A 22715-nucleotide genomic window follows, 5' to 3' on the forward strand; every position below is an offset into this window, starting at 1 on the left:
TGCACCAGCAGGGCGCCACGGAAACAAATTTGAGGTTTTACGAATGGAAGACTTTTTGGATGCATGCCAGGCAGCAGTGAAGGGCAACGAGCCCAAGTCCCTGGCCGCAAAGATGGGTGTTCCGCACGTAGGCCTGCTTCAACGCGCGAATCCGGACAACGAGGCTCACCACCTGACCGTGGAGCATCTGTTCGGGATCTTGCTGCACACCGGGGACATGCGCCCGCTGATCACGCTTGCCGGGGAGTTTGGTTTTGACCTGGTAGCGAAGACCGCCCCGAAGCCGCAAGAACTCACCAAATCCATGATCAGCGTCAGCAAAGAGTTTGCCGATCTGACCATCGCGGTGCACGAAGCGTTGAAAGATGGCCACGTGTGCCAGTTCGACAAATCGACCATCCGCCGCGAGATCGGCCACATTCGGGAAACCTTGGACGTGATGGATGAATCGGTAAAAGCCGCCTGAATTCCGGGCACAAAAAAGCCGACGGTCAAGGTCGGCTTTTTCTACAGCAGTAAACAACTGGAGCGAATCATGCACCAACACACCGAATCGATCAATACCCCCAACAATATCGCGCCACGTTTTTCGCAATCTGAAAACGTGGCGCGCGGTGTTTCCATGTCCAGTCTTGAGCTGGTGGACTTCATCAACTCCAAGCGCAAGAAGGGCGAGCCGACCCTGACGCACAAGAACCTGATCGCCAAAGTGCCGCGTGTTCTCGGCGCCGATCAATCGGCTAAATTTTCAGCCGATTACCTTGATGCCCGTAGCCGCGTACAAAAGTGCTTTGTGTTCCCCAAGCGTGAAGCCTGCCTTATCGCCATGTCGTACAGCTATGAGCTTCAGGCATTGGTGTTCGATCGCATGACGGCGCTTGAGGATCGTGAGCGCGCCCGCGCACTGCCAAGCAATCCAAAGATCATCGGCGAGCTTGCCATTCTGGAGTGCTTTGACCGTATGCTGAAGCCAGCGCCCTCTAGCAAAATGCTGATGCTGGCCAAGATCGCCGCCAACAACGGCCTGGACGCCAAATTCCTCCCAGGCTACGCCGTGGACGCCGCGCCAGACGCCGCTGGCGGGTCATCGATGCCGACCAAGGCAATCACCGTGCTTATCAAAGAACACGCCATTGCCAGCACCGCTCGCGCCTTCAACCTCGCGCTCAAGGCTCACGGCTTCCTGACTCTGCTCCAGCGCAAAAACTCCAAGCAGGAAATGGTCGATTTCTGGTCCGTGACCGAGAAGGGCCTGGCCTACGGCAAGAACCTCACCAGCCCTCAATGCCCCCGCGAGACGCAGCCTCACTGGTACGTGGATCGCTTCCTTGAATTGGCCGCTAAGGTCGGGAAGGCCTGACATGCAATACACCGTCACGATTAACCAGGTGAAGGCGCTGGAGTGGGGGCTGAATTCTCAGCAGGCCCTGCTGTTCGCCTTCGTCTACGGCTGCCCGAGTTGGACCAAGCCAATCAAGACTGATGACGGGATCTTCTTCGCGCTGAGCAAGGCCAAGATCATCGAAGAGCTGCCATTGCTTACCGATAAGCCGGACACCGCTTACCGCATGCTGAAGGCCCTGGAAGAGGCCGGTTTGATTGAGCTTTCCAGCACTTCAAACATCACGCTTTTTCGCCTCACCGAGAAGGCCGTCGAGTGGAACCAGAAGCTTGATGGGTCGGAAAAATATCCGACCCCACCCAAAAACAAAGGTCGGAAAAAAATCCGATCTACCGCGGATAAATCTCCGAGCAAGGTCGGAAAAAAATCCGAGCAAGGGTCGGATAAATCTCCGACAAATCAGGATACCAATCATCAGGGTACCAATCAGGACACCAGTCAGGACTTGCAGGACGCCACCGGCAAGCCGGTTCAGTCCCGCGGCTTGGTTCTGGTGGTTGATCGCACCGATACCCCAAGGGTCGAGATCCCCGCTGACATGCCTGGCCCCAAAGACCAGACCTGCAAAACCTTCAAGGTCTGGGCGAACTACGCCATGGCCTACCGCAAGCGCTACGGCGCATGGCCTGTGTGGAACGCCAAGGTCGGCGGCCAGCTCGGACAACTGGTTGACCGCCTGGGCGCCGACGTCGCCCACCACGTGGCCGCCCACTTCCTGAAAACCAGCGACGCCGCCGTCCTGCGCAAGTGCCACAGCCTCAACGAACTGCTGGCGAACGCCGAGAGTTACCACACCCAGTGGGTCACCGGTCAGCGCATCAACGGCACAACCGCCCGCCAAATGGAGCGGACTGAGGCGAACCACTCCGCAGCCGAGCAGGCCGCCCAGATGGTTCTGGCCAAACGCCAATCAGGTGACCGCAATGAATACCTCTGAAATGAACGACCAGCAGGTTGCCGGACTTGCCGCCGCCATCTGCGCAACGGCCGAGGCCATGGGCCAGGAGATGAACCCTGGGACTGCTGCGATGATGGCAGAAGACCTCTGCGCCTACCCGGTGCCCGTCGTCAAGGCGGCGCTGAAGGCGTGCCGCTTCGAAGTGAAGGGCAAACTGGCTATGGCTGACATCCTGCAGCGTGTCCAGACATCCGACGGCCGCCCTGGGAAGGACGAGGCCTGGGCAATTGCGATGACCACCAACGACGAATATGAAACCGTGGTGCTGACCGACGAGATCCAGCTGGCACTGGCTGCCGCGAAACCAATCCTGGACGGCGGCGACAAAATCGGCGCGCGCATGGCATTCATCGACGCCTACCAACGGTTCGTGGGCCAGTCCCGCGAGGATGCGAAGCCGGTCAATTGGCACGTTTCGGTCGGCTTTGACGCCAACCGCCGAATCCAGGCTGTCACCAAGGCCATGGAGCTGAAGCGCATCCCTCGCGAACACGCCCAGAAGTACCTGGCGGACCTGAGCGTCGAGCCGATCACTGAGGACGGCCGGGCCATTGCTGGCTTGCTCGCTGGCACAGTCACCAAGCCGGAGCCGGCACTTCGCCAGAAACTGGAGCTCGTGAAGAGCTCGATGCTGGAAATGCGCAAGGCTAGCGCAGAGCAGAAGGACGAAATACGGATAGCAGCGGCCAACGAGTTGGCAGATCGCCGGGCGTTACTGATCAGGCAGGCCCAGGAACTGGAAGCGAAGAGGGCGGCGCAATGAGCAAGCCAGCAAAGCCTCGCCCAATGCCCGTGTACCTGGTGCTGCGCCGACTGGTCGATCCTGCTACCGGCAAGGAGGTAGCCGCGTTCGTGCCGTCCTCCGACGCCGACCGCTCAATCCTCCGCGAGCGGGATTTCCGGATCAACACGAAGATCCGCGCCGATCTCAAGCAGCCGCGCAACCCACGATTCAACGGTTTGGTCCACGGCCTGGGCCGCGTGCTTAGCCAGAACATCGACCGGTTCTCCGGCAAGCAGTCCCACGACGCAATCAAGGCTCTGCAACTGGAGTCGGGCGTGTACTGCGACGAGGAAGCGTTCGATATCCCAGGTCTGGGCCAGCTCACCCGCAAGACACCCCGCAGCCTTTCCTACGACTCAATGGGGGAGGAGACCTTCCAAGACTTCTGGCGCCAGTGCTGCGCGTACCTGGTGCTGCACGATTGGCCGACGCTCACGGAAGAGCGCTTGACCGAAATGGCGGAATTTGAAGCGTTCAAGGAGGCCGCATGAGCCATAACTTCAAGCCGGGCGACCTGGCGATGATCGTTGATCGTCGCGCACGTGAAGCGAACGTAGGAAGAACAGTTTCCCTGGTCAAAAGCCTCGGTTCACCAGCTGTGTATTTTTGGGAAGGGGTTGAGTACCGCAATACGACTGGGAGCCAGATTTGGGTGATCGAGGTGAATGGTGAGCCTCTGGAAGCGCGCCGGAAGGCCTACGTCATGCGCGGGCCAATTTGCGAATACAAGCTGATGCCTCTGCGCGGCGACTTCACCCATGAGCAGCAAAGAGCCAAGGAGGCTGTATGACTATCGAGCGGAAGCCGGCCAAGCCTAAGAAATGCCGCGTTGCTACGTGCGGGGCCTCATTCGTCCCTTCGCGTATGGGGCAGGCGGTTTGCAGCCCGGCCTGCGCAATGATCGACGCGCCCAGGCACCAGCCGAAGGCCCGCAAGGCCCTGGCGCAAATCGAGCGCAAGGAAATCAAGGTCCGCAAAGAGAAGCTGAAGTCCCGCGGCGACCACATGCGCGAGGCCCAACAGGCATTCAACGCGTACATCCGAGCCCGGGACCAGGCCGCCGGCCACCTGTGCATCTCCAGTGGCAAACCTTTGGACTGGAGCGGCAATGCGGTAGATGCAGGCCATTACCGCAGCGTCGGCTCCGCACCGCACCTGCGCTTCGATGAGCGCAACTGCCACGCACAGAGCAAGCAGGACAACCGGTTCCTATCCGGCAACGCCGTGGACTACCGGATAGGCCTGATCGAGCGCATCGGCCAGGAGGCAGTCGACGCGCTGGAGGCTGATCAGGCGCCGCGCAAGTACTCCCTCGAGCAGATCAAGGGCATCAAGGCCTATTACCGGGCAAAGACAAGAGAACTGAAAAAAGGAGAGGCCGCATGACCTATCGCAACGTTGTTTCAGCAGTAGTTAGCGCCCTTGCGGCCGAGACCATCAGTTCTGCCGGCGGCTGCGACTTTGAGCCGAAGGTGCAGTGCGCCAAGCAGAAAGGGGAGATCGTCGGCAAAGAGGCGGCGTTTCTCCAGGACTGCTGGGTATTTGGGCGGCTTCACAAAGCGCTGACCCCGGTGCACTGGCGCGCGCTGGTGGCGAAGTACTCGACGCATGAGGAACGAAAGCACGGCGCGATACTGGAGCTGCTCAACTCGGTGCGCACGCCGGCGCCGAAACGCTTCCGTGAATGTGCTGTACTGACTTGGGCCATTCCGCAAGTTGCCGGTGCCGAGGGCAAGCGTTCTGCAGCGGTGCTGCCGGCCGCCTGGTACGACATCACCAATTGGGACAACGACGGCAAACCAGAATCGACTCGGTACCGGTGGCGATCAACTATTCGCAAGGCGCTCGATGACCAAGTGAACGAGGCGCTGACAGCCGCCCAGGAACTGCTCGACGCGGAGGGCTTGATCGAAAGTTGCGCGGCGTAGCAAAAAGTAATTGTATTGAGTGAGAAAGTGAGAGATTATTTACCTATCCTGTCGATCTTGCGCGTTAGGGATCGATGACCGTGTCCCATCGGGATCATCGGCAGCAGGGTGTTTGCTCGTAGTCGGCGCTGTTGGGTACCTGATTCTTGTTGTACTTAAGTATCTTGTTCAAAAACTGCAACAGCCAAGCGTAGTGGTACCGTCTGCGAAGGAGGTTAGTCAAATGGCTAATATCGACACCGCGTTTCTTGAAACCAGCAACAATGTTGGCGCCGGACTCGTAGCAAGCTCACTATTTGCCGCTCTGATTTGAGTCCGTAAGGGCTCCACGAACCCCGTCCACAAGGCGGGGTTTTTTATTGCCCACGGAAAGGGTGATTCAGCAAAAGGAATTTGCAGATGTTGAGAGAATTCAGGTGTGGTAACTGCAAAAAGCTTCTCGCCCGTATGGGTGGGTTTACAGAGCTCCAGATCAAATGTTCCCGATGCGGGACGTTGAATCATGTGAAGGCCGCGAGCCTCGAGCAATCGCCTTTGAGCGACATGAAAGCGGAATCCTCCGCGACAAATCATTCGACTCAAAGGTTCTACAAATGACAATCGAACTAGCGCCAACATACGTTTACCCAGACCAGCCAGGCCTTCCGGGTTCTTTTTCTATTGACTCCTCATGGTCCAATCAATTTCTCAATCTGCCTGCCGCGCAGGCTGAGGTTGAGTTTATTAATAGTGCAGTACCAAACATGATGCTGAACGGTGAAGGCATCCGTGAAGCTGCGCAGAGATGCGATAGTCTTGCTGTCATGGAGCAGGCCTTTCTGGGCTTTAGCGGCCAGGTAGAGATTAGTTTGCGGCAGGATCTTCAGGTCCACTGCCAAGCCGCGTTGACGCTGCTTCAGACCTATTCCAGTTATAACGGCGCCCCGTACTACATTGGTAATGGTCGAGGAGACTATTTTGAGCCGGCTTGGGGTAGTCTTCTCTACTCGGGTCCGATTACACGTGAAATTCCATTCCGTGCCAACGGGATTGATTTCTATGGCACTCCGCTTATGCCATTGGCGGCAATTGGCTACTGGATCTATGGCGGGGGTCAGGACCGAAATGTCCACATTGCCTCTCTCAACCTGCAGCTGCTTCCTCGTGATTTTCAGCCGATCGCTAAGCTACTGAATGACCCCAATAATCTTGGCACCTTTGAAATCAATGAGCCGTTCAGCTACAACATTTTTGACAAGGCACCGATAGACGTGCCTGCAGCCGGCATGCTCGGCCGGGTATCTGGCAATGTGAAAGGCACCCTTGTTATTCAGTCTGACGGCACGTATGGTTTTAATGGCAGCTATTCCTTGAATCGCGACTACTACGATGCTGACAAAAGCAACCGTACCTGGGCGCAGGAGGCTCTGACCACTTTCTTGAAAGGGCTAGGTGAGTCGTTCGGTCACAATGACTATTACATCAATATTCTGGGTGAACAGGCCGTTCAATACTCAGGGACAAGGTAGGGATTCAGTTGAAAAAGGTTTTCGGAATACTCGCGCTGTTTTTTGCCTGCGTCACGTTGTCTGCATGCGGTAATGAAAAGCAGGTGGAAAACTGCTCGGGTAAGGGAGAGGCGTTTTTTACCGAGTCACTGAACGCATACTTCTCAAAGCATCCTCGTACTGGGGATGATCAGAGCTATACGTTACAACCGGGTGCACGTTATGACGAAACCAACGACTGGTGGATTGTCCCGTTCGATTACGGCGATGAGCGAGCCCAAGCTTTGTTGAGTTGCGACGGGCACTTGGAGATCAGTTCGCGTTGATCTGAACCTTGAACCCTCGATCGGTACCTGAGGGTTCATCAGAATTTAAAAGGCCTCGCCATCGTGCGGGGCTTTTTCGTTTTCGGCTCCACCACACCCATCGCTATGGCTGGGAGTGCTGCTGGGGCTGACATATTTCATACATGCCCCACGGAGTCGAGCGCATGGAGTTTCTGCATCGCCTGCTCGATAAGACCGAGTGGCTAATCGCCGGCCTGATCGGCGCAATTGTCGCCAGTTGGTGGCACAAGGACGACCTCGCCGATTGGCGCGCATGGGTGATCTTCCTGATCACAGGTGTGGCCTGTTCGCTGTACCTGACCGGGATGGTGAGCGCTTACCTGAATGTCACCGAGCCGAGCATTGTTGCCGGTATCGGCTTCCTGCTGGGTACGTTTGGCGGCTCGCTCCTGGCAGCAATCAACCGAGCCATCAAAGCCGCTGACCTCTGGGCGCTTATTCGCCAGCGGTTCGGGGGAGGCAACCCACCATGAATCTTGAACTGATCAACTCCGTCGCCTGCGGCCTTATTGCGCTGTGGGCCACCTGGTGCGTACTTAGCGGGAAGGTGAGGGACGGCATTCTCGGGAAGCTGATCTACACCACGATCGCCATCACAGGTTTCGTTGTGTCGGTGCGCAGCCAAAACATCTTCTTTGGCCCGACGACTGCTGGCCTGACGCTGCATGTCGCCCTGGCCATGGCCGGTGCCCGCCACATCTTCATGGTCACGTACTGGCAGCCGGTTAAAGCCTGGCTTTGCCGGACGCTCAACTGCGAACACTGCATGAGCTGCCCAAAGGCGCCTGAAGGTATCGAGCGGCGCAAACAGTAATTCGCGCCACGTTTTCGAATGCGCCAAATCGTTGCGCAGCTCTTAAGCTAACTGTTTGTTTTGAGGGATCCCTGAATATTGTGAAGCGCGTACGAAAGCTCGTGCTCTACTTCGTGAAGCCCCTGGTTCCACTTTTCGCTATGTGGACTCGTATCGGTCCTCATTCGAAAGTTCGCGGACGTACTCCTAACGGCTGGACCAAAGAAGAACTGCTCCAAGTCCGTTTTTGGTTCTTTCCTGCGCGATAGTGTTTCGTGCTTGGCCGCGTCTTTGATCTCATCCTTCAGCTTGGTCAGCCGGATTTTTAAAAGGTCGATGCTGTTTGACGAGAGTCTTGATTTATCGGCGGCGTCATCGACTAGGCTCCGGGCTTCGTCATGCCATCGCTGTAGTTCACCAATAATGGCCAGAGCCTCGTTGTGGTCCAGTTCCATTTGTTCCTCCATCGTGCGCGGGGTAGGTGTGCCGCAGGTGAGTGCGGCACGGGTGAGTCACTTCACTTTTAGCGCTTCTTGGATCTGGTCTGCGTAGGCGCCAAGTCTAGCCATTTCATCTTTGATAATGTCGCAGTTGGCGGGTGTGTTTGCCGCTTTAGCGTGGATCAAGGCAAGCGCGGCAGACACGGCAATTGCTCGCTTGTCCTCGCTTGAGTGTGAGTACAAGTTGTAAGTGGTCAGGTCTTTTGGTTGCGACATAAACGTCTCCTTTTCGTTGAACCTCACCAATACCGGCAGCGCGCCACTATTTCAAGCTCAAGGTGATCTATGGACAGGCCATACCCTCCATCGTCGCTTCTTGAACTGTCCGACCTATCTGACTTCGGTATGCGCCTGACGCCCGCGCCTGAGGTGTGGGAGTGGCTCCAGTCCGAGATCCTTTCCGACGTCGGCAGCATTCACAACGAAGACCATGCCCACCTGCTGGATGCAGACATCCGAATCATGTGGGCATCGTCGAGCATCGCCAAGCAAGGCCGCACAGTCCTGGGCCAGGCGGAACAAATAGCGTTCCGCGCCGGTGGTTGGCAGAAGGCCAGGATGGAGCAACAGATGCGTGACTGGTTCGGCGATGTGCCGGCCTTCATTATCACCTTGGCTGCTGACTACTGCGCCCAGTGCAGCGACCTTGAGTTCTGCGCCCTGATCGAACACGAGCTGTATCACCTAGCTCATGCGACCGACAAGTACGGTCAGCCAGCATTCACCCAAGACGGTGCACCAAAGATCAAGCTGCAGGGGCACGACGTCGAAGAGTTCGTCGGTGTCGTCCGCCGCTATGGTGCAAGCCCTGACGTTCAAGCGTTGGTGGATGCGGCAAACAGTCCTGCTGAGGTGGGGAAATTGAATATTGCGAGGGCCTGCGGAACCTGTCTGCTGAGATCGGCCTGATTCTTGACAGGCTCTAGACGGATGAGAATTTATGGCAGCCCTGAAAAATGAGGTGAAGAGCTTCATCGTTCAGGCGCTGGCGTGCTTTGACACCCCATCCCAGGTGGTGGAAGCCGTCAAGAACGAATACGGGATTGCGGTGAGTCGTCAGCAGGTGGAGACGCACGACCCAACCAAGTCCGCCGGGAAAGGGCTTGCCGTGAAGTGGGTGACCCTATTCCAGGACACCCGAAAGCGATTCCGCGAAGAGACAGCCGAGATACCGATCGCCAACCGCGCCTTCCGGCTCCGTGCCATGAACCGATTCGTGGAGAAGGCCGAGACTATGAAGAACATCGGCCTGGCCATGCAGATCCTCGAGCAGGCCGCGAAAGAAACCGGTGACATCTACGTAAACCGGGCCAGAAAGGAAGAGGCGGGCGACGCGCCGGTGATTCCGACCCGTATCCAGGTCGACGTGGTGGATGCGAGGAAGCCGAATGCCGAGCCTTAACGTTCCGCAGGCTCAGTTCCTCACGCTGCCCCATAAGTTTCGTGCGTTCGTTGCTGGGTTCGGCTCAGGCAAGACTTGGGTTGGCTGCTCGGCGCTGAGCAAGCACTTCATGGAGTGGCCCGGCGTCAACGCTGGTTACTTCGCACCGACTTACCCGCAGATCCGCGACATTTTCTATCCGACCATGGATGAGGTGGCCTATGACTGGGGGTTGAAGACCAAGATCAACCAGGCGAACCACGAAGTTCACATCTACAGCGGCCGGCAGTACCGCGGCACTGTGATATGCCGATCGATGGAGAAGCCCCAGACCATCGTCGGCTTCAAGATCGGTCAGGCCCTGGTGGATGAGCTGGACGTGCTGACCGCAGTCAAGGCGCAGCAGGCCTGGCGCAAGATCATCGCCCGCATGCGCTACAACTTGCCCGGGCTGAAGAACGGGGTGGACGTCACCACGACGCCGGAAGGCTTCAAGTTCGTCTTCCTGCAGTTCGTGAAGCAGCTGCGCGACAAGCCGTCTCTCAAGGAAATGTACGGTCTGGTGCAGGCCAGCACGTTCGAAAACGAGCTGAACCTGCCGGATGACTACATCGCCTCCCTAATGGAGTCGTATCCGCCGCAGCTGATCATGGCGTACCTCAAAGGCCAGTTCGTCAACCTGACGTCGGGAACGATCTACACCGCCTACGACCGCAAGCTCAACGGATGCTTCGACACGGTGCAGCCCGGTGAGCCTCTGTTTATCGGTATGGACTTCAACGTCGGCAAGATGGCGGCGATCACCCACGTCAAGCGCGACCAAGGGCTGCCCAGGGCAGTGGATGAGCTGATCGACGGGTACGACACGCCCGACATGATCCGCCGCATCAAGGAACGCTACTGGCAGCACGACGGCAACGACTTCAAGAAAACGTGCGAGATCAGGATCTACCCTGATGCCTCGGGCGATTCGCGCAAGTCCGTGAACGCCAGCATCACCGACCTTGCCATGCTCAAGCAGGCTGGGTTCGCGGTTATCGCTCCAGCGGCAAACCCGCCTGTGAAGGACCGAATCAACGCAATGAACGCCGTCTTTTGCAATGCGCAGGGCGAGCGCCGCTACCTGGTCAACCCGTTTACCTGCCCAACCTACGCCGATGGCCTGGAGCAGCAGGTGTGGGGCGCGAACGGGGAGCCAGACAAGACCGCAGGCATCGATCACGCGAACGACGCCGGCGGCTACTTCATTCACCGCGAGTACCCGATCATCAAACCGGTCACCGCTATCAAAATGGGATACGCCCGATGAGCAACGACGTCTCCTTCAAGCGGGCGGAATACACGGCAGTGCTGGACCGCTGGGCAACCGTTCGCGACGTCTGTGCGGGCCAGCACCGGGTAGTCGATCGGCTGCCTTACATCAACGCGCACGACAAGTCGCCGGAGAATCAGGACCGAAATCGGGCTTACCGAGAGCGCGCAGTGTTCAAGAACGCCACAGGGCACACTCGAAATGGTTTGCTGGGCCTGGCTTTTCACAAAGACCCGACGCTGACGGTACCGACGAAGCTTGGGTACCTGCAAGACAATGCCAACGGCTCCGGGGTGAGCATCTATCAGCACTCCCAGGGCACGCTGGAAAAGGTGCTCGAGGCTGGCCGGCATGGACTGTATGTCGACTATCACCAGGACGACGGTATCGGCGGGCATGCGGTGATCCTCACCTACTGCGCCGAAGAAATCATCAACTGGCGCACCGGTATGGTGAACGGTCATAGCGTGCTGACGCTGGTGGTGCTGAAGGAATCGCCGGAAATCCCCGATGGCTTCGGCTTCAAGACGGTTGAGCAGTACCGGGAGCTGGCCTTGGAGGAAGACGGCTTCGTTTGTCGAGTATGGCGCCGGTCAGGTCCAGAGACTGGCGGGCCACTGGCGGTTATCGAAGAATTCCGCCCGACAGGTGCTGGCGGCCGACTGAGGGAGATCCCGTTTACCTTTGTTGGTGCACAAAACAACGACCCGAGCATTGACGAGTCGCCTCTCTACGACATCGCCATGATCAACCTGGGCCACTACCGGAACAGCGCTGACTACGAAGACAGCGTGTTCTGGTGCGGCCAGGCCCAGCCATGGATCAGTGGGCTCGACGAGTCCTGGCGCGACTGGATGGAGGAAAACGGCATCTATGTAGGCTCAAGAGCCCCAATGATGCTGCCCGTTGGGGGCGCATTCGGGTACGCGCAGCCCACGCCCAACACCCTGGTCAAGGAGGCCATGGCCGACAAGAATCAGATGATGATCGAGCTGGGCGCCCGGATGGTGGTTGCATCACTGGCGACCAAGACCGCTACCGAGTCCCGTGGGGATCAGTCGGCATCGACATCCGTTCTTGCCGGGTGCGTGGCGAACGTCAGCGAAGCCTACACACGGGCCATCATGTGGTGCTGCACCTACATGGGCATCACCGACAAGAAGGTCGCCTACCAGGTGAATCAGGAGTTCGTCGAACTCTCGGCTGATCCGCAGATGATCACGGCCTTGGTTGGATTGTGGCAGAACGGTGGATTCGCCAAGGCTGACTTGCGGGCTTACCTGCGCAAGCTTGGGCTGATCGCACCAGAGCGCACGGACAAACAGATCGACGGCGAGCTGGAAGAGCAGGGCGATGGACTTGGGCTGGACGACGAGGGCAAAGTAGATGGCAGCGAACCAGGCAATACTTGACGCGACCATCCGGCACGCCGTCTTCCTCGAAAAGCTCAAGGCTGGAGAGGTGGGCAAGTTCGCCCCTTTTCTCAAAGAGATCGACCGATCGATTCGCGACCGGCTCACCCAGTCGGACTTGACTGAGTACAACGTCAAGCGCCTTGAAGCTTTGCTGAAGGAAGTGGATAGCCTGCTGCTGGGCATCTTCGACCGCTACAGCGCGCAGCTGAACCTAGACCTTGTGGACATCGCCAACTACGAGGCTGAGTTTGAGGCAACCAGTGTTGCCAGGTCGGCACCGGTTGGCGTTTCGCTGGATGTCGTCGCGCCGGCGGCGGCCGCGATCCGCACAGCCGTGCTAACGAATCCACTGAGCGTGCGCGGTACCGGCGGCGGGAAGCTGCTGAAGGCTTTCATCAAGGGCTGGACTAGCGCCGAGCGTGAGCGTGTCACCGGCACTATCCGGCAGGGCTTTTTCGAAGGACAGACGAACTTCCAGATCATCAAGAGCATTCGCGGTACCAAGGCCGCAGGGTACAAGGACGGGATTCTCGCTACCACCAATCGCAACGCCAGCACGGTCGTTCACACCTCCATTCAGCATGTGTCATCCCAGGCCCGTATGGAGGTGGCCAAGGCCAATACGGATATCGTCGAAGAGATCCAGATGGTGGCTACGCTGGACAGCAAGACCAGCCAGCAATGCCGCTCGATGGATAAGCGCAAGTTTCCGGTGGATTCCGGGCCAAGGCCGCCGTTTCACCCGAACTGCCGTACCACCTTCATTCTGCTGACCAAGCTCAGCGCGATGTTCGCCAAAGGCGCTACCCGCGCTTCAGTGGGCGCCGGTGGCGGCCAGCAGGTCAGTGCGAGCCTGGATTACTACCACTGGCTCCAGCAGCAGCCGGCATCGTTCCAGGATGTGGCTATCGGCCCTGTACGGGGCAAGCTGTTCCGGGAAGGCGGATTGACCGTCGAGCGCTTCGCCGAGCTGCAGCTTGATCGCAACTTTGCGCCGCTGACATTGAAGCAGATGAAAAGCCTGGAGCCTCTCGCCTTCGAACGCGCCGGAATTTAGCCGAACACACTTACTCAGCCGCCTCCGGGCGGTTTTTTATTGCCTGCAAAGCGGGCGAAACATACCCAAGGGGTGCATCAACGTGGCAGAAGAAAACGAAATCGACCTGGAAAACCCGGCAATCAAGGCCGCTATCGCGACTGCCGTTGAAGCCTCCGTGACTGGGTTGAAGTCCAAAAACAATGAGCTGCTGGGCAAGCTGAAGGAAACGACCGGCAAGCTGACCCAGTTCGAAACCCAGTTCGAAGGCATCGATATCGACGCTGTGAAAGGGCTGCTCAGCCGTGCCGGCCAGGACGAGGAAACCAAGCTGCTGACAGAGGGCAAGGTGGACGAAGTGTTCAACAAGCGCACTGAACGCTTGCGTGGCGAATACGACAAGCAGTTGAAGACCGTCAGCGCGCGCGCAGAGAAGGCTGAGTCCTTCGCGGCCAAGTTCCAGGGCAAAGTCCTGGGTGACGCGGTGCGCGGCGCTGCATTGAAGGCCGGCGCACTGCCGGAAGCAACCGACGACATCATCCTACGCGCCAAAGGCGTGTTCACCCTGAACGAAGATGGCGATGCGGTCGCTGTGGATGAGTCCGGCCAGACCATCCTCGGCAAAGACGGCAAGACCCCTCTAACCCCGCTCGAATGGGCGGAATCCCTGCGCGAAAGCGCGCCTCACCTGTGGCCAAGGGCTTCAGGGACACAAGCCCCGGGCGGGGGTGGCGGCCAGGCTGCATTCAAGCGCTCCGAAATGACCTCCGAGCAGAAGCGCGACTACCAGCGCAAGCACGGCCAAACCGCATATCTGCAATTGCCCAAGTAAGGGGAAATACCCATGGCGACAACCGTCAACAGCGACCTGATCATCTACAACGATGAGGCGCAAACCGCATACCTGGAGCGCGTCCAGGACAACCTGGATGTGTTCAACGCATCCTCCAACGGCGCCATCGTCCTCGATAACGAAATGATCGAAGGCGATTTCCGCAAGCGCGCTTTCTACAAGCTCGGCGGCGGCCTGGATCACCGCGACGTCAACTCCGAAGCCAAAGTGGTTTCGAAGAAGATCGGCGCTGGCGAAGCTGTTGGTGTGAAGGCGCCGTGGAAATACGGCCCGTACCAGACCACGGAAGAAGCGTTCAAGCGTCGCGGTCGTCCGGTGGATGAGTTCTCCCAAATCATTGGCGTTGACGTGGCCGACGCTACCCTGGAAGGCTTCATCCACTACGCCACCGCAGCCCTGCGTGCTGCGATCGGCTCCAACGCAGGCATGGTGGTCTCGGCCAACATCGAGACCGATGGCAAGAAAACCCTGACTCGCGGCATGCGCAAGTTCGGCGACAAGTTCGGCCGCATTGCCCTGTGGGTCATGCACTCGTCGGCCTATTTCGACATCGTGGACGAAGCGATCGCGAACAAGGTCTACGAGGAGGCCGGCGTCGTCATCTACGGTGGTCTGCCTGGCACGCTCGGCAAGCCAGTGCTGGTGACCGACACCGCACCAGCGGACGTGATTTTCGGCCTGCTGCCGAATGCCGTAGTGATCACCGAGTCCCAGGCGCCCGGCTTCCGGTCCTACGAGGTGAACGATGAAGAGAACCTCGGCATCGGCTACCGCGCAGAAGGTACCGTAAACATCGACGTGCTGGGCTACAGCTGGAAGGAAACCACCGGCGGTGCCAACCCAACCCTGGCCGCTGTTGGTTCGGCCGCCAACTGGGTCAAGCACTCGGATAGCAACAAGGTCACCGCCGGCGTGATGATCACCCTCACCACCACCCCGCCAGTCGGCGGCTAACACTGACCTCAAGGCGCGGCCAGCAATGGCCGCCATGGAGAGAAGCATGGAACTCGTTTATAGCAACCAACTGGGTGACTTCGACCCGAACAAGCGGTACCGCAATCCCGATCTGTTTCGCGCGGTGGAGCCTGGCGTGACCAAGGTCGTTATTGTCGGCGATTACCCTGAGATCAAGGCCGCCTACGATGCCACCGAGATCGAGGTGGAGGTACAGACCCGCAAAACTCCGGTGACGTCCGCCGCTGGCAAGGAAAAGACCGCTAAGGACAAAGTGGCCGCCGGTAAGGAAAAGACCGGTAAAAACGTGCTGACCGGTGGCACCAACGGGACCCTGAAGGATGGCACGAAGGATGAGCCGGTCTACATTCCGAAGCTGGAATCGAATGACCAGTGGATCATCATCACCCGCGACGGTGTACGATTCGGCGAGTTCGTCGGCACTGCCGATGAAGCGAAGGCCGAGGCTGACCGCCTGAACGAAGTCAAGGAGTAACCCATGCTCATCATCGAGGACGGCACCGGCAAGCCTGACGCCGAAAGCTACGCGAGCGCAGAGGATCTGGCCCTGTATGCCGTGAAGTTCGGCACTGTCATCCCTGCAGGTATTCCCGAGCGGGAAGCGTTGCTGCGCCGGGCCGCCTTGGTGATGGATGGCAAAACCTGGAAAGGCCGCAAGATGAGCAGCGAGCAAGCCCTGGCCTGGCCGCGTCGGGGTGTTGAGCTGGATTGCCAGATCAAGCCAGACAACTACCTGCCGGCGCGGATTGAGTACGGGCAGATGGCCCTGGCGGCCGAGATCCATCAGGACGACATCGACCCAATCGACAAGCGCAAGGGTGCTGTGACGCTGGAGCGCGTCGAAGGGGCGGTAACTCGCGAGTACGCGACTATCTCGAACACCAGCAATCGATTGTTGCCGGCGGCGCCGGACCGACCCAGCGCTACGCAATTCGCCGACTACCTGCAAAAACGCGGGCTGTTTGCTATTCGGGCCTGATAAAGTGATCTGATCCAGTCAGGTGACCCAAAATGAGCAGCGAAGACGAAAAATTGCGCTTGAGCTTCACGGACGAGCAGTGGCTAGAAATCGAAGTCCAAGCTGCAGTTATGAAGATGGACGCGCAGGAGTACCTGAGGATGATCCTGAAGGAGGGAATCGCCGAAATGAAAGGCGAGCCAGAACCGGTGAAAACCCTTCACTGAGTATTCGTCCGCGACCTGAGCTCAGGCTGAATAACTTGGAGCCACCATGGCCTTTTACGATGAAATGGCCGTGATGGCTCTGGAGATGATCACAGAGTTCGGCCAGCCCGTGACCATCAGCAAGACGGAGCCCGGCGAGTACGACCCGGAGACGGGCGGGGAAGCGCCGGGCGCGACCGTCGAGCAAATCGCGCAAGGCGTCCTGCTCGACTTCACCGGTATCGAATTCCAGAACAACAGCCTTATCAGGCAGGGCGACAAGAAGCTGAAGATTGCCGCTCAGGGTTTGGCATGGGTTCCTGGATTGCTGGACAGGGTGGTCGCCCAAGGCCGCACCTGGTCAATCGTGCCACCGTTGAAAGAGATCAACCCGGCCGGAACGCCCATCTTGTATGAACTGCAGGTGCGGTCATGAGTCGGGCGGGTGCCGGCCAGTCCGGCAGCTTCGCCCTGAGCCTGGCTGAGTTCGCCGCTCAGACAAGTGAGGCCATAGACGCCAGCTTGCGCGAGATCATTATCGAGATCGGCAGCAGCCTGATTCGCATGTCTCCCGTGGGCAACCCTGAGATATGGGCGGCGAACGTCGCGCACCGCCAGGCAAACACTCGGGCAGCCGACGATTACGACTTCAAGGTCGCGGTCCGCAACACGATCATCAACCTGAACGAATCGAACTTCACAAAGGCGGGAAACCTCAAGCGTGGAGTGAAATACGCCAAGCCTCTGACGAAGACCGAGCGCGACCAGAATTTCAATGTGAATGGGTTGGTTGCCGGCAAGGACTATGTTGGCGGCCGATTCCGGGCGAACTGGAACCTCTCCATTGGCTCGGCCGACAACAGCATCCGCATTCACCCCGATCCGACAGGCGCTGCAGCGACCGCAAGACTGGTGGCTGGCGCGATTGAGTTCAATGCAGGCGAAACCGCTTTCATCGTCAACAACTTGCCCTACGCGATACCGCTGGAGTTTGGCCATTCGACTCAGGCCCCCGGCGGCATGGTCCGGGTCACCGTGGCTCGCTTTCAGCAGATCGTGCTGGAGGCCATCAGGAACAACCAGGTATGAGTCACGCAATCATCGCCTCGATCTACGAAGCTAAGCTCATCGCCTGGAACGCTGCCAGGTCGGAGAAGCTGAAGATCGTCTTCGAGAACACGGCCTACACGCCGGCGGCGGGCGAAACGTATCTGCGGGCGTTCACGATCCCAGGCGACACCGCGAGCAACACGCTCGGCGGCGATCACCGGCTGTACACCGGGGTGCTCCAGGTCAGCATCATCGCGCCGGCGGGTACCGGGAAGGCCAAGACGAACCTAATTGCCGCCGAGCTCAGCGCGCTATTCCCACTGTATGTACGCGACGTGAAGAACGGTTTCGTGGTGACGCCTATGACGCCTGTGGATATTGGTCCAGGCATTACTGGCGACTCAACCTACACCGTCCCGCTGTCTTTCTCCTATCGGTCCGACACCACGCCATAACCCGCCCGTTGGGCACATCCTGAACCCGCCAAGTGCGGGTTTTGTCATTTCTGCAAAGAGGAAAACCCATGTCTGTTTATTTCCCCAACGGGGCAACACTGGCGCTCTCCACCGGCTTTGCCGCTGCGAAGGTGATTGCGAGCATCACGAACGCAAACCCTGGCGTCGCTACCGCACTCGCCAACGGCTTCGCCAATGGTGACATCCTGCTGATCACGTCCGGCTGGGAGGACATCAACGAGCGCGCCGTGCGTGTCGCCGCTGCCGAAGCTGGCGCATTCACACTGGAAGGTATCGACACCTCGAATACCTCGTTTTTTCCTGACGGCATCAGCGCCGGCACCGCCAAGAAAGTCACCGGCTGGGTGGCGGTAAACCAGGTGATCGGCAACTCCATGTCCGGCGGTGAGCAGCAATACTGGACGTATGCGCCGCTTGAGGCCCGCCGCGACAAACAGATCCCCACCACGAAAAACGCCCAGGCCTTTGCATTCCAGCTCGCTGACGATGACAGCTTGGCCTGGTACGACGAGCTGGATAAGGCAGACCGCGAGAAGGAAGTACGCATCCTGCGTATGTCGCTGCCCAACGGCAAGACGATCTATTACGCCGGTTACGCTTCCTTCAACAAAAGCCCGACCCTGGTACGTAACGAAGGCGCCGCGGTCGCGTTCGGATTCACTATCAACGCCGAGATCACCGCGTATCGCGCGCCTGTTGTCGCTGGCGGCGGGGCTTAATCATGGCGAAGTTCAAGATTGCCCAATCACCGACGTTCCTGGGGGCCGTGATGGTCCCGGTAGTTGGCCAGGATCCGGTGAAGGTGGGCTTCACCTTCAAATATCGAAACCGCATCGAGCTTGCAGCGTTGTTCGATGAGTGGAACCAGCGGCGCAAGGAGGGCCTCGATAAGTTGGGAGAAAACCCCTCCGTGTCCGAAATCGTTGCCGTCGACACCGAAAATCAGATTCAGCAAATCAAGGATCTGGTTGTGGGTTGGGAGTTCGATGACAAGTTTGACGACGAGAGCATCAAAGCGCTGGTGACGTCCTGTCAGGGCACAACCGAGTCTGTCGTAGACGCCTATCAGGAAGCTTACTCCAAGGCCCGCACGGGAAACTGATACGCGCCGCCCGCGCCCTGTATGAGTCCCCGCCGGATGCCGAGCAGATCGCTGCTTTCGGCTGGGACGCAGAGGACATGGAAGAAGAATTCGAGATCTGGCCGTGCCTTTGGCCGGCCTTCCTCTTGTTCAATCGCATGTCCACCCAGTGGCGAGCAGGCGCCGGCGGCGCGATCGGTCTCGACTACAGCAGCATCCGCGACGTAGCCGGATTCCTCGGCATCAAGAAAAAGAAACTCGCTGAAATCTTCCCTGACCTTCAGGTGCTGGAAGGCGAAGCCCTGCGCGTAATGGCGGAGGAAAGGGAAAACAGCCCGTAACTACGGGCACTTATTCAAGGTGAGTCGATGAACATTGCAGAACTCGGCGTCAAGATCGACTCGGCCGATGCAATCCAGGCCAAAACGAGCCTGGATGAAATGGCGAAGGCTGGCGGCCGGGCCGAGCAGTCCGCTGTTTCGCTGATGAACGAAATGCAGGCGCTGGAAAAGTCGCTGTCCACCAGCGCCAAAACCACCCAGGACCTGGCAAAGCAGCGTGACGCTCTCGCCAAGCTGACCAAAACCGGCGCCTATGGCGAGGCCGAGGCGGCGAAGATCTCCGCTCAGCTGGACAAGCAGCAGATCGCCCTGGCCAAGTCTGCGATGGACGAGCAGAAGGCACTCAACAGCCTGCTGGGGGCAATTGACCCGGCCCGCGCGGCGCTGGCAAAGCTGGACAACCAGGTCGAGCAGCTCGGTAAGCACCTCGACGAGGGCCGGATCAGTCAAGACCAGTACAACAGCGCCCTGAGCAAGATCGACAAGGATTACGGAAAGCTCGAAAAGACCGCCACTGGTTTCGACAAGCTGCGCCTCGGCACCCGCCAAGCCCAGGAAAACGTCGTACAGCTGGGCAATGCGCTGTCTTCGGGTGATTGGGGTAGCGGCGTTCGTGCCGTCGCGCAGTTGGGCGCCGGTGCTGGTGCGGGCGCTGCCGGGCTGCTGGCTATCCTGGCGCCGTTGGCACTGGCCACCGCCGCGGTTGGTGGCCTGGCCGTTGCTTACTACAAGGGCAGCGAAGAGCAGGACCGTTACAACAAATCGCTGATCCTGACTGGTAACTACGCCGGGGTCAGCGCTGGTCAACTGGGCGACATGGCGCGGCAGGTGAGCGCGACCGTGGGCTCCACCGGCCAAGCTGCTGCAGTTCTGGCCATGCTTGCAGACAATGGCAAGATCGCTGGCGAGAGCTTCGAAGGCATCACCCGGGCCGCCGTATCGATGCAGGAAGCCACCGGCAAGGCTGTCAGCGAGACGGTTGCCGAATTCGTGAAGCTGGCCGACGACCCGATCAAGGCATCCGCTGCGCTCAACGAGCAGTATCACTACCTGACGGCATCGGTTTACTCACAGATCGCCGCGCTGGAAGAGCAGGGCGATCACGCGGGTGCCGTGAAGCTGGCGACCGAATCCTACGCCGACGCGATCAACGAGCGCACGCCAAAGATTCTGGAAAACTTGAGTTTCTGGGAAAAGGCATACAACGCTGTCGCTCAGGCGGCGGACGGCCTGAAAAACGCCGGACGCCGAGACATCAACTCAGACATCGAGAATGCTCGCGCTGGCCTGGCTGAAGCTCAGGACATGGATGGCCTGTTCCAAAGCCAAAAGTCCAAGGATGCTTTGATTGAGTTCAGGCAAAACCGCCTGAACATGCTGGAGGACGAAAAGGCGGCTCAGGCGGACATCGCAAAGTGGGAGGGCGATCAAGCAAAGGCGCAGCTTGCGTCCCAGCAGGCGATGATCAAGGTCGATGCGCTCACTAAATCGACGTGGACGAACGAGCAGAAACGAAACGAAGCTCTTAAGGAATATCGCCAGCAACTTGCTGACATTAGAAAAACAGACCCAAAGGACTCGCGCCTTGATCAGTCTGTAGTCGATAAAAACATCTCCAACATCAACGACAAGTTCAAGGATCCAAAAGCCGCTGGCAACCAGGTCGACCTGACCAGCTTCAACAACGCCAAAAACGACCTGGCGGCGATCACCGACACCTATAAGAACTACCAGAAGGAACTGGAGGCCGCGCAGAAAGCTGGTTTGCTTTCCGAGGAAGACTATCTGCTTCGCCGCCAGGCCCTGATCGGCAACGAGCTTGACCAGGTGACTGCAGCCTACGAGGCCGAGATCTCAGCCCTGGAAGCATCCAAGGCCAAGAAAAGCACCTCGGCTGCTCAAAGCATCCAGCTGGACCAGAAGATCGCCGATGCGCGCGCAGGCATGGTCAAGGCGCAGAAGGATGCGGACAGCCAGCTTGAGGTTTTGGGGACCAACGAAACAGGACGACTCGCCAAGCAGGAGCGCGCGATCAGTTCCTACGTGCAAACATTGGGGCAGCAACAGCGGGCCCTGGAGTTGGCCGGGGAACGTGCCGTGTTGGGTGTGGGTCAGGGTGACCGCCAGAACGCATTGAGTGGTCAGCTGAACAGCCAGCAAGACCGGTTTGCTCAGCAGTCGCTTGAGTTGGAAAACCAGCGCTCCGATCCGTCGCGGAACATGTCGGAGGAAGAATTCAAACGGAAGTCGCAGGCGCTCGCAGACGCGAACAAGGCCGCCACTGACCAGATTCGGCAGAACTACGCTGATGTGGAGAACGCCCAGGGCTATTGGACGAAGGGCGCAACGGCTGCCTGGGAAAACTACCTGGACTCGGCAAAAGATATCGCCGGCCAGACCAAAAGCCTCTTCGGCAACGCCTTCAGCTCCATGGAAGACTCCATCGTCAACTTTGCCATGACCGGTAAGGCGTCGTTCTCAGACTTCGCCAAATCGATCCTGGCGGACATGGCGCGGATCGCCACACGCCAAGCGAGTTCGGCGTTGCTGGGCAGTCTGGTGGGCGCAGCGGCAAGCTACCTCGGTGGTAGCGCCGCTGGCGGTGGCAATGGAATGGCGGCCGGGTCTGCCGGTGCGACCTCTTCAAACCTGGGTGCGTCCTCGGCCGGCTACTCCAGCGCCTACTTCCCGCAAGCCAAGGGCGGAGCCTGGTCCGGTGGCGTGCAGATGTTCGCCGACGGCGGCGCCTTCACCAACTCTGTGGTGAGCAAGCCCACGGCATTCGGTATGGCCAACGGCAAAACCGGCGTCATGGGGGAAGCCGGGGAAGAGGCGATCATGCCTCTGACCCGGACGTCGAGCGGCAAGCTGGGCGTTATGGCGATGGGCGGCGGCGGGGCTGGCGGCACGCAGATCAACGTCGAGGTGCATATCGATGGTGAAGGTAACGCCTCGTCAAGCGCTGACGCCCCTGGCTACGACCTGTTCGGCAAGGAGCTGGCGACCTTCGTGGAGCAGAAATATCAAGAACTGCGGAGCAGGGACATGCGCCAGGGCGGCGTCATCAACAACGCAATCAAGGGGCGATGATGGCAATCGAACGATTCACCTGGTCGACGGAGAAGTGGGCGGAGGGTGATATCACCCAGCGCGTCCGCTCCAAGAAGTTCGGCGATGGCTACGAGCAGTCGGTCGAGGACGGTCTCAACAACCGGTCGCAATCGTGGCCGGTGACCTTCACTGGCTTGAAGCCGCGCATCAAAGACATCATGGCGTTCCTCGATCGGCACAAAGGGGCGAAGGGCTTCCTCTGGGAGCCGCCCCTGGGTGAGCTTGGCCTATACAAGTGCAACGGCTACAAGCCAGTGCACCGCGGCGGCCAGGTCTACGCCATCACCGCCACCTTCCAGCAAACCTTCCACCCCTGAGATA

General features: G+C 58.9%; 33 protein-coding genes. 31 read left to right on the forward strand and 2 right to left on the reverse strand.

The window, feature by feature from the left end; genetic code table 11:
* The first annotated feature begins 43 nt into the window (after window positions 1-43).
* The 13 genes from BLL36_RS24460 (at window position 44) to BLL36_RS24520 (ending at window position 7720) form a co-directional block, all read left to right on the forward strand.
* Window positions 44-466 carry a phage regulatory CII family protein gene (locus BLL36_RS24460; RefSeq protein WP_076954179.1) on the forward strand — a complete coding sequence of 141 codons (423 nt, stop codon included), beginning with the start codon at window positions 44-46 and terminating at the stop codon, window positions 464-466.
* Window positions 467-535: 69 nt separating this feature from the next.
* Window positions 536-1360: a Rha family transcriptional regulator gene (locus BLL36_RS24465; RefSeq protein WP_076954180.1), complete on the forward strand. Its 825-nt coding sequence runs from the start codon at window positions 536-538 to the stop codon at window positions 1358-1360.
* A 1-nt stretch (window position 1361) separates the two neighbouring features.
* Entirely contained in the window at window positions 1362-2339 is a 978-nt protein-coding gene (locus BLL36_RS24470) for an SIR2 family protein (protein ID WP_076954181.1), read from the forward strand.
* Window positions 2326-3123 (forward strand): hypothetical protein, encoded by a 798-nt coding sequence (locus BLL36_RS24475; protein ID WP_076954182.1) that lies wholly within the window; start codon window positions 2326-2328, stop codon window positions 3121-3123. Before BLL36_RS24470 ends, BLL36_RS24475 begins: the two co-directional genes overlap by 14 nt.
* Window positions 3120-3635, forward strand: a complete 516-nt coding sequence (locus BLL36_RS24480; RefSeq protein ID WP_076954183.1) for a hypothetical protein — start codon at window positions 3120-3122, stop codon at window positions 3633-3635. Before BLL36_RS24475 ends, BLL36_RS24480 begins: the two co-directional genes overlap by 4 nt.
* Window positions 3632-3934 carry a hypothetical protein gene (locus BLL36_RS24485; RefSeq protein ID WP_076954184.1) on the forward strand — a complete coding sequence of 101 codons (303 nt, stop codon included), beginning with the start codon at window positions 3632-3634 and terminating at the stop codon, window positions 3932-3934. The genes BLL36_RS24480 and BLL36_RS24485 overlap by 4 nt, the downstream gene beginning before the upstream one ends.
* On the forward strand, window positions 3931-4530 hold the full coding sequence (locus tag BLL36_RS24490) for a recombination protein NinG (RefSeq protein WP_076954185.1): 600 nt from the start codon (window positions 3931-3933) through the stop codon (window positions 4528-4530). Before BLL36_RS24485 ends, BLL36_RS24490 begins: the two co-directional genes overlap by 4 nt.
* Window positions 4527-5072, forward strand: coding sequence for a hypothetical protein (locus BLL36_RS24495; protein WP_076954186.1), 546 nt, complete (start codon window positions 4527-4529; stop codon window positions 5070-5072). The genes BLL36_RS24490 and BLL36_RS24495 overlap by 4 nt, the downstream gene beginning before the upstream one ends.
* A 399-nt stretch (window positions 5073-5471) precedes the next feature.
* Window positions 5472-5669, forward strand: coding sequence for a zinc finger domain-containing protein (locus BLL36_RS24500; protein ID WP_076954187.1), 198 nt, complete (start codon window positions 5472-5474; stop codon window positions 5667-5669).
* Complete coding sequence (locus BLL36_RS24505) at window positions 5666-6580, forward strand: lipid II-degrading bacteriocin (protein ID WP_076954188.1); 915 nt, start codon at window positions 5666-5668, stop codon at window positions 6578-6580. Before BLL36_RS24500 ends, BLL36_RS24505 begins: the two co-directional genes overlap by 4 nt.
* Before the next feature lie 8 nt (window positions 6581-6588).
* Window positions 6589-6885 carry a lipoprotein gene (locus BLL36_RS30785; protein WP_076954189.1) on the forward strand — a complete coding sequence of 99 codons (297 nt, stop codon included), beginning with the start codon at window positions 6589-6591 and terminating at the stop codon, window positions 6883-6885.
* A 164-nt stretch (window positions 6886-7049) separates the two neighbouring features.
* Window positions 7050-7379: an MFS transporter gene (locus BLL36_RS24515; RefSeq protein ID WP_076954190.1), complete on the forward strand. Its 330-nt coding sequence runs from the start codon at window positions 7050-7052 to the stop codon at window positions 7377-7379.
* Complete coding sequence (locus tag BLL36_RS24520) at window positions 7376-7720, forward strand: hypothetical protein (RefSeq protein ID WP_076954191.1); 345 nt, start codon at window positions 7376-7378, stop codon at window positions 7718-7720. The genes BLL36_RS24515 and BLL36_RS24520 overlap by 4 nt, the downstream gene beginning before the upstream one ends.
* A 47-nt stretch (window positions 7721-7767) precedes the next feature.
* Here BLL36_RS24520 and BLL36_RS24525 read toward each other — a convergent pair whose 3' ends face one another.
* Together BLL36_RS24525 and BLL36_RS24530 are read right to left on the reverse strand one after the other, a co-directional pair.
* Entirely contained in the window at window positions 7768-8154 is a 387-nt protein-coding gene (locus tag BLL36_RS24525; protein WP_076954192.1) for a hypothetical protein, read from the reverse strand.
* Between the two features lie 57 nt (window positions 8155-8211).
* A complete protein-coding gene (locus BLL36_RS24530; protein WP_076954193.1) occupies window positions 8212-8415 on the reverse strand; it encodes a hypothetical protein in 204 nt (67 codons plus the stop codon).
* 69 nt (window positions 8416-8484) lie between these two features.
* On the opposite strand from BLL36_RS24530, the gene BLL36_RS24535 reads away from it, so the two are divergent.
* The 18 genes from BLL36_RS24535 to BLL36_RS24615 all read left to right on the forward strand — a co-directional run bounded on the left by BLL36_RS24535 (window position 8485) and on the right by BLL36_RS24615 (window position 22711).
* Window positions 8485-9108: a putative metallopeptidase gene (locus BLL36_RS24535; RefSeq protein ID WP_076954194.1), complete on the forward strand. Its 624-nt coding sequence runs from the start codon at window positions 8485-8487 to the stop codon at window positions 9106-9108.
* A 31-nt stretch (window positions 9109-9139) separates the two neighbouring features.
* Window positions 9140-9601 (forward strand): DUF2280 domain-containing protein, encoded by a 462-nt coding sequence (locus BLL36_RS24540; protein ID WP_076954195.1) that lies wholly within the window; start codon window positions 9140-9142, stop codon window positions 9599-9601.
* Window positions 9588-10889: a terminase large subunit domain-containing protein gene (locus BLL36_RS24545; RefSeq protein ID WP_076954196.1), complete on the forward strand. Its 1302-nt coding sequence runs from the start codon at window positions 9588-9590 to the stop codon at window positions 10887-10889. The genes BLL36_RS24540 and BLL36_RS24545 overlap by 14 nt, the downstream gene beginning before the upstream one ends.
* The gene (locus BLL36_RS24550; RefSeq protein ID WP_076954197.1) at window positions 10886-12304 is read left to right on the forward strand and encodes a DUF4055 domain-containing protein; all 1419 of its coding nucleotides are present in this window, start codon (window positions 10886-10888) and stop codon (window positions 12302-12304) included. Before BLL36_RS24545 ends, BLL36_RS24550 begins: the two co-directional genes overlap by 4 nt.
* Window positions 12279-13364 carry a minor capsid protein gene (locus BLL36_RS24555; protein ID WP_076954198.1) on the forward strand — a complete coding sequence of 362 codons (1086 nt, stop codon included), beginning with the start codon at window positions 12279-12281 and terminating at the stop codon, window positions 13362-13364. The genes BLL36_RS24550 and BLL36_RS24555 overlap by 26 nt, the downstream gene beginning before the upstream one ends.
* 82 nt (window positions 13365-13446) lie before the next feature.
* Window positions 13447-14175, forward strand: coding sequence for a hypothetical protein (locus BLL36_RS24560; protein ID WP_076954199.1), 729 nt, complete (start codon window positions 13447-13449; stop codon window positions 14173-14175).
* A gap of 12 nt (window positions 14176-14187) precedes the next feature.
* Entirely contained in the window at window positions 14188-15150 is a 963-nt protein-coding gene (locus BLL36_RS24565) for a major capsid protein (RefSeq protein ID WP_076954200.1), read from the forward strand.
* Window positions 15151-15196: 46 nt separating this feature from the next.
* Window positions 15197-15646 carry a CTP synthase gene (locus BLL36_RS24570; RefSeq protein WP_231998973.1) on the forward strand — a complete coding sequence of 150 codons (450 nt, stop codon included), beginning with the start codon at window positions 15197-15199 and terminating at the stop codon, window positions 15644-15646.
* Window positions 15647-15649: 3 nt separating this feature from the next.
* On the forward strand, window positions 15650-16150 hold the full coding sequence (locus tag BLL36_RS24575; RefSeq protein WP_076954202.1) for a DnaT-like ssDNA-binding protein: 501 nt from the start codon (window positions 15650-15652) through the stop codon (window positions 16148-16150).
* Between the two features lie 32 nt (window positions 16151-16182).
* Window positions 16183-16356: a hypothetical protein gene (locus tag BLL36_RS31115; protein ID WP_157697310.1), complete on the forward strand. Its 174-nt coding sequence runs from the start codon at window positions 16183-16185 to the stop codon at window positions 16354-16356.
* Between the two features lie 46 nt (window positions 16357-16402).
* A complete protein-coding gene (locus BLL36_RS24580) occupies window positions 16403-16771 on the forward strand; it encodes a hypothetical protein (RefSeq protein WP_076954203.1) in 369 nt (122 codons plus the stop codon).
* Window positions 16768-17424, forward strand: a complete 657-nt coding sequence (locus tag BLL36_RS24585; protein ID WP_076954204.1) for a hypothetical protein — start codon at window positions 16768-16770, stop codon at window positions 17422-17424. The genes BLL36_RS24580 and BLL36_RS24585 overlap by 4 nt, the downstream gene beginning before the upstream one ends.
* Window positions 17421-17840 (forward strand): phage tail terminator-like protein, encoded by a 420-nt coding sequence (locus BLL36_RS24590; RefSeq protein WP_076954205.1) that lies wholly within the window; start codon window positions 17421-17423, stop codon window positions 17838-17840. The genes BLL36_RS24585 and BLL36_RS24590 overlap by 4 nt, the downstream gene beginning before the upstream one ends.
* Before the next feature lie 68 nt (window positions 17841-17908).
* Entirely contained in the window at window positions 17909-18580 is a 672-nt protein-coding gene (locus tag BLL36_RS24595; RefSeq protein WP_076954206.1) for a phage tail protein, read from the forward strand.
* A 2-nt stretch (window positions 18581-18582) separates the two neighbouring features.
* Complete coding sequence (locus BLL36_RS24600; RefSeq protein ID WP_076954207.1) at window positions 18583-18963, forward strand: phage tail assembly chaperone; 381 nt, start codon at window positions 18583-18585, stop codon at window positions 18961-18963.
* 47 nt (window positions 18964-19010) lie between these two features.
* Window positions 19011-19283, forward strand: coding sequence for a DUF1799 domain-containing protein (locus tag BLL36_RS24605; protein WP_394329500.1), 273 nt, complete (start codon window positions 19011-19013; stop codon window positions 19281-19283).
* Between the two features lie 27 nt (window positions 19284-19310).
* Complete coding sequence (locus tag BLL36_RS24610) at window positions 19311-22373, forward strand: phage tail tape measure protein (RefSeq protein WP_076954209.1); 3063 nt, start codon at window positions 19311-19313, stop codon at window positions 22371-22373.
* Window positions 22373-22711 (forward strand): phage tail protein, encoded by a 339-nt coding sequence (locus tag BLL36_RS24615; RefSeq protein WP_076954210.1) that lies wholly within the window; start codon window positions 22373-22375, stop codon window positions 22709-22711. The genes BLL36_RS24610 and BLL36_RS24615 overlap by 1 nt, the downstream gene beginning before the upstream one ends.
* The last annotated feature ends 4 nt before the right edge of the window (window positions 22712-22715 follow it).

The organism is Pseudomonas cedrina subsp. cedrina (assembly GCF_001983175.1).
GTDB classification, from domain to species: Bacteria; Pseudomonadota; Gammaproteobacteria; order Pseudomonadales; family Pseudomonadaceae; genus Aquipseudomonas; species Aquipseudomonas cedrina.

What these genes read in the sequence shown, in the direction of transcription:
- BLL36_RS24590 (WP_076954205.1), top strand. Translation starts at nt 17,421, where the DNA reads ATGAGTCACGCAATCATCGCCTCGATCTACGAAGCTAAGCTCATCGCC.
- BLL36_RS24500 (WP_076954187.1), top strand. Translation starts at nt 5,472, where the DNA reads ATGTTGAGAGAATTCAGGTGTGGTAACTGCAAAAAGCTTCTCGCCCGT.
- BLL36_RS24580 (WP_076954203.1), top strand. Translation starts at nt 16,403, where the DNA reads ATGGCCTTTTACGATGAAATGGCCGTGATGGCTCTGGAGATGATCACA.
- BLL36_RS24565 (WP_076954200.1), top strand. Translation starts at nt 14,188, where the DNA reads ATGGCGACAACCGTCAACAGCGACCTGATCATCTACAACGATGAGGCG.
- BLL36_RS24485 (WP_076954184.1), top strand. Translation starts at nt 3,632, where the DNA reads ATGAGCCATAACTTCAAGCCGGGCGACCTGGCGATGATCGTTGATCGT.
- BLL36_RS24585 (WP_076954204.1), top strand. Translation starts at nt 16,768, where the DNA reads ATGAGTCGGGCGGGTGCCGGCCAGTCCGGCAGCTTCGCCCTGAGCCTG.
- BLL36_RS24460 (WP_076954179.1), top strand. Translation starts at nt 44, where the DNA reads ATGGAAGACTTTTTGGATGCATGCCAGGCAGCAGTGAAGGGCAACGAG.
- BLL36_RS24470 (WP_076954181.1), top strand. Translation starts at nt 1,362, where the DNA reads ATGCAATACACCGTCACGATTAACCAGGTGAAGGCGCTGGAGTGGGGG.
- BLL36_RS24465 (WP_076954180.1), top strand. Translation starts at nt 536, where the DNA reads ATGCACCAACACACCGAATCGATCAATACCCCCAACAATATCGCGCCA.
- BLL36_RS24475 (WP_076954182.1), top strand. Translation starts at nt 2,326, where the DNA reads ATGAATACCTCTGAAATGAACGACCAGCAGGTTGCCGGACTTGCCGCC.
- BLL36_RS24595 (WP_076954206.1), top strand. Translation starts at nt 17,909, where the DNA reads ATGTCTGTTTATTTCCCCAACGGGGCAACACTGGCGCTCTCCACCGGC.
- BLL36_RS24545 (WP_076954196.1), top strand. Translation starts at nt 9,588, where the DNA reads ATGCCGAGCCTTAACGTTCCGCAGGCTCAGTTCCTCACGCTGCCCCAT.
- BLL36_RS24505 (WP_076954188.1), top strand. Translation starts at nt 5,666, where the DNA reads ATGACAATCGAACTAGCGCCAACATACGTTTACCCAGACCAGCCAGGC.
- BLL36_RS24535 (WP_076954194.1), top strand. Translation starts at nt 8,485, where the DNA reads ATGGACAGGCCATACCCTCCATCGTCGCTTCTTGAACTGTCCGACCTA.
- BLL36_RS24480 (WP_076954183.1), top strand. Translation starts at nt 3,120, where the DNA reads ATGAGCAAGCCAGCAAAGCCTCGCCCAATGCCCGTGTACCTGGTGCTG.
- BLL36_RS24495 (WP_076954186.1), top strand. Translation starts at nt 4,527, where the DNA reads ATGACCTATCGCAACGTTGTTTCAGCAGTAGTTAGCGCCCTTGCGGCC.
- BLL36_RS24515 (WP_076954190.1), top strand. Translation starts at nt 7,050, where the DNA reads ATGGAGTTTCTGCATCGCCTGCTCGATAAGACCGAGTGGCTAATCGCC.
- BLL36_RS24540 (WP_076954195.1), top strand. Translation starts at nt 9,140, where the DNA reads ATGGCAGCCCTGAAAAATGAGGTGAAGAGCTTCATCGTTCAGGCGCTG.
- BLL36_RS24490 (WP_076954185.1), top strand. Translation starts at nt 3,931, where the DNA reads ATGACTATCGAGCGGAAGCCGGCCAAGCCTAAGAAATGCCGCGTTGCT.
- BLL36_RS24575 (WP_076954202.1), top strand. Translation starts at nt 15,650, where the DNA reads ATGCTCATCATCGAGGACGGCACCGGCAAGCCTGACGCCGAAAGCTAC.
- BLL36_RS24615 (WP_076954210.1), top strand. Translation starts at nt 22,373, where the DNA reads ATGGCAATCGAACGATTCACCTGGTCGACGGAGAAGTGGGCGGAGGGT.
- BLL36_RS24525 (WP_076954192.1), bottom strand. Translation starts at nt 8,154, where the DNA reads ATGGAACTGGACCACAACGAGGCTCTGGCCATTATTGGTGAACTACAG.
- BLL36_RS24550 (WP_076954197.1), top strand. Translation starts at nt 10,886, where the DNA reads ATGAGCAACGACGTCTCCTTCAAGCGGGCGGAATACACGGCAGTGCTG.
- BLL36_RS24600 (WP_076954207.1), top strand. Translation starts at nt 18,583, where the DNA reads ATGGCGAAGTTCAAGATTGCCCAATCACCGACGTTCCTGGGGGCCGTG.
- BLL36_RS31115 (WP_157697310.1), top strand. Translation starts at nt 16,183, where the DNA reads ATGAGCAGCGAAGACGAAAAATTGCGCTTGAGCTTCACGGACGAGCAG.
- BLL36_RS24520 (WP_076954191.1), top strand. Translation starts at nt 7,376, where the DNA reads ATGAATCTTGAACTGATCAACTCCGTCGCCTGCGGCCTTATTGCGCTG.
- BLL36_RS24530 (WP_076954193.1), bottom strand. Translation starts at nt 8,415, where the DNA reads ATGTCGCAACCAAAAGACCTGACCACTTACAACTTGTACTCACACTCA.
- BLL36_RS24570 (WP_231998973.1), top strand. Translation starts at nt 15,197, where the DNA reads ATGGAACTCGTTTATAGCAACCAACTGGGTGACTTCGACCCGAACAAG.
- BLL36_RS24555 (WP_076954198.1), top strand. Translation starts at nt 12,279, where the DNA reads ATGGCAGCGAACCAGGCAATACTTGACGCGACCATCCGGCACGCCGTC.
- BLL36_RS24610 (WP_076954209.1), top strand. Translation starts at nt 19,311, where the DNA reads ATGAACATTGCAGAACTCGGCGTCAAGATCGACTCGGCCGATGCAATC.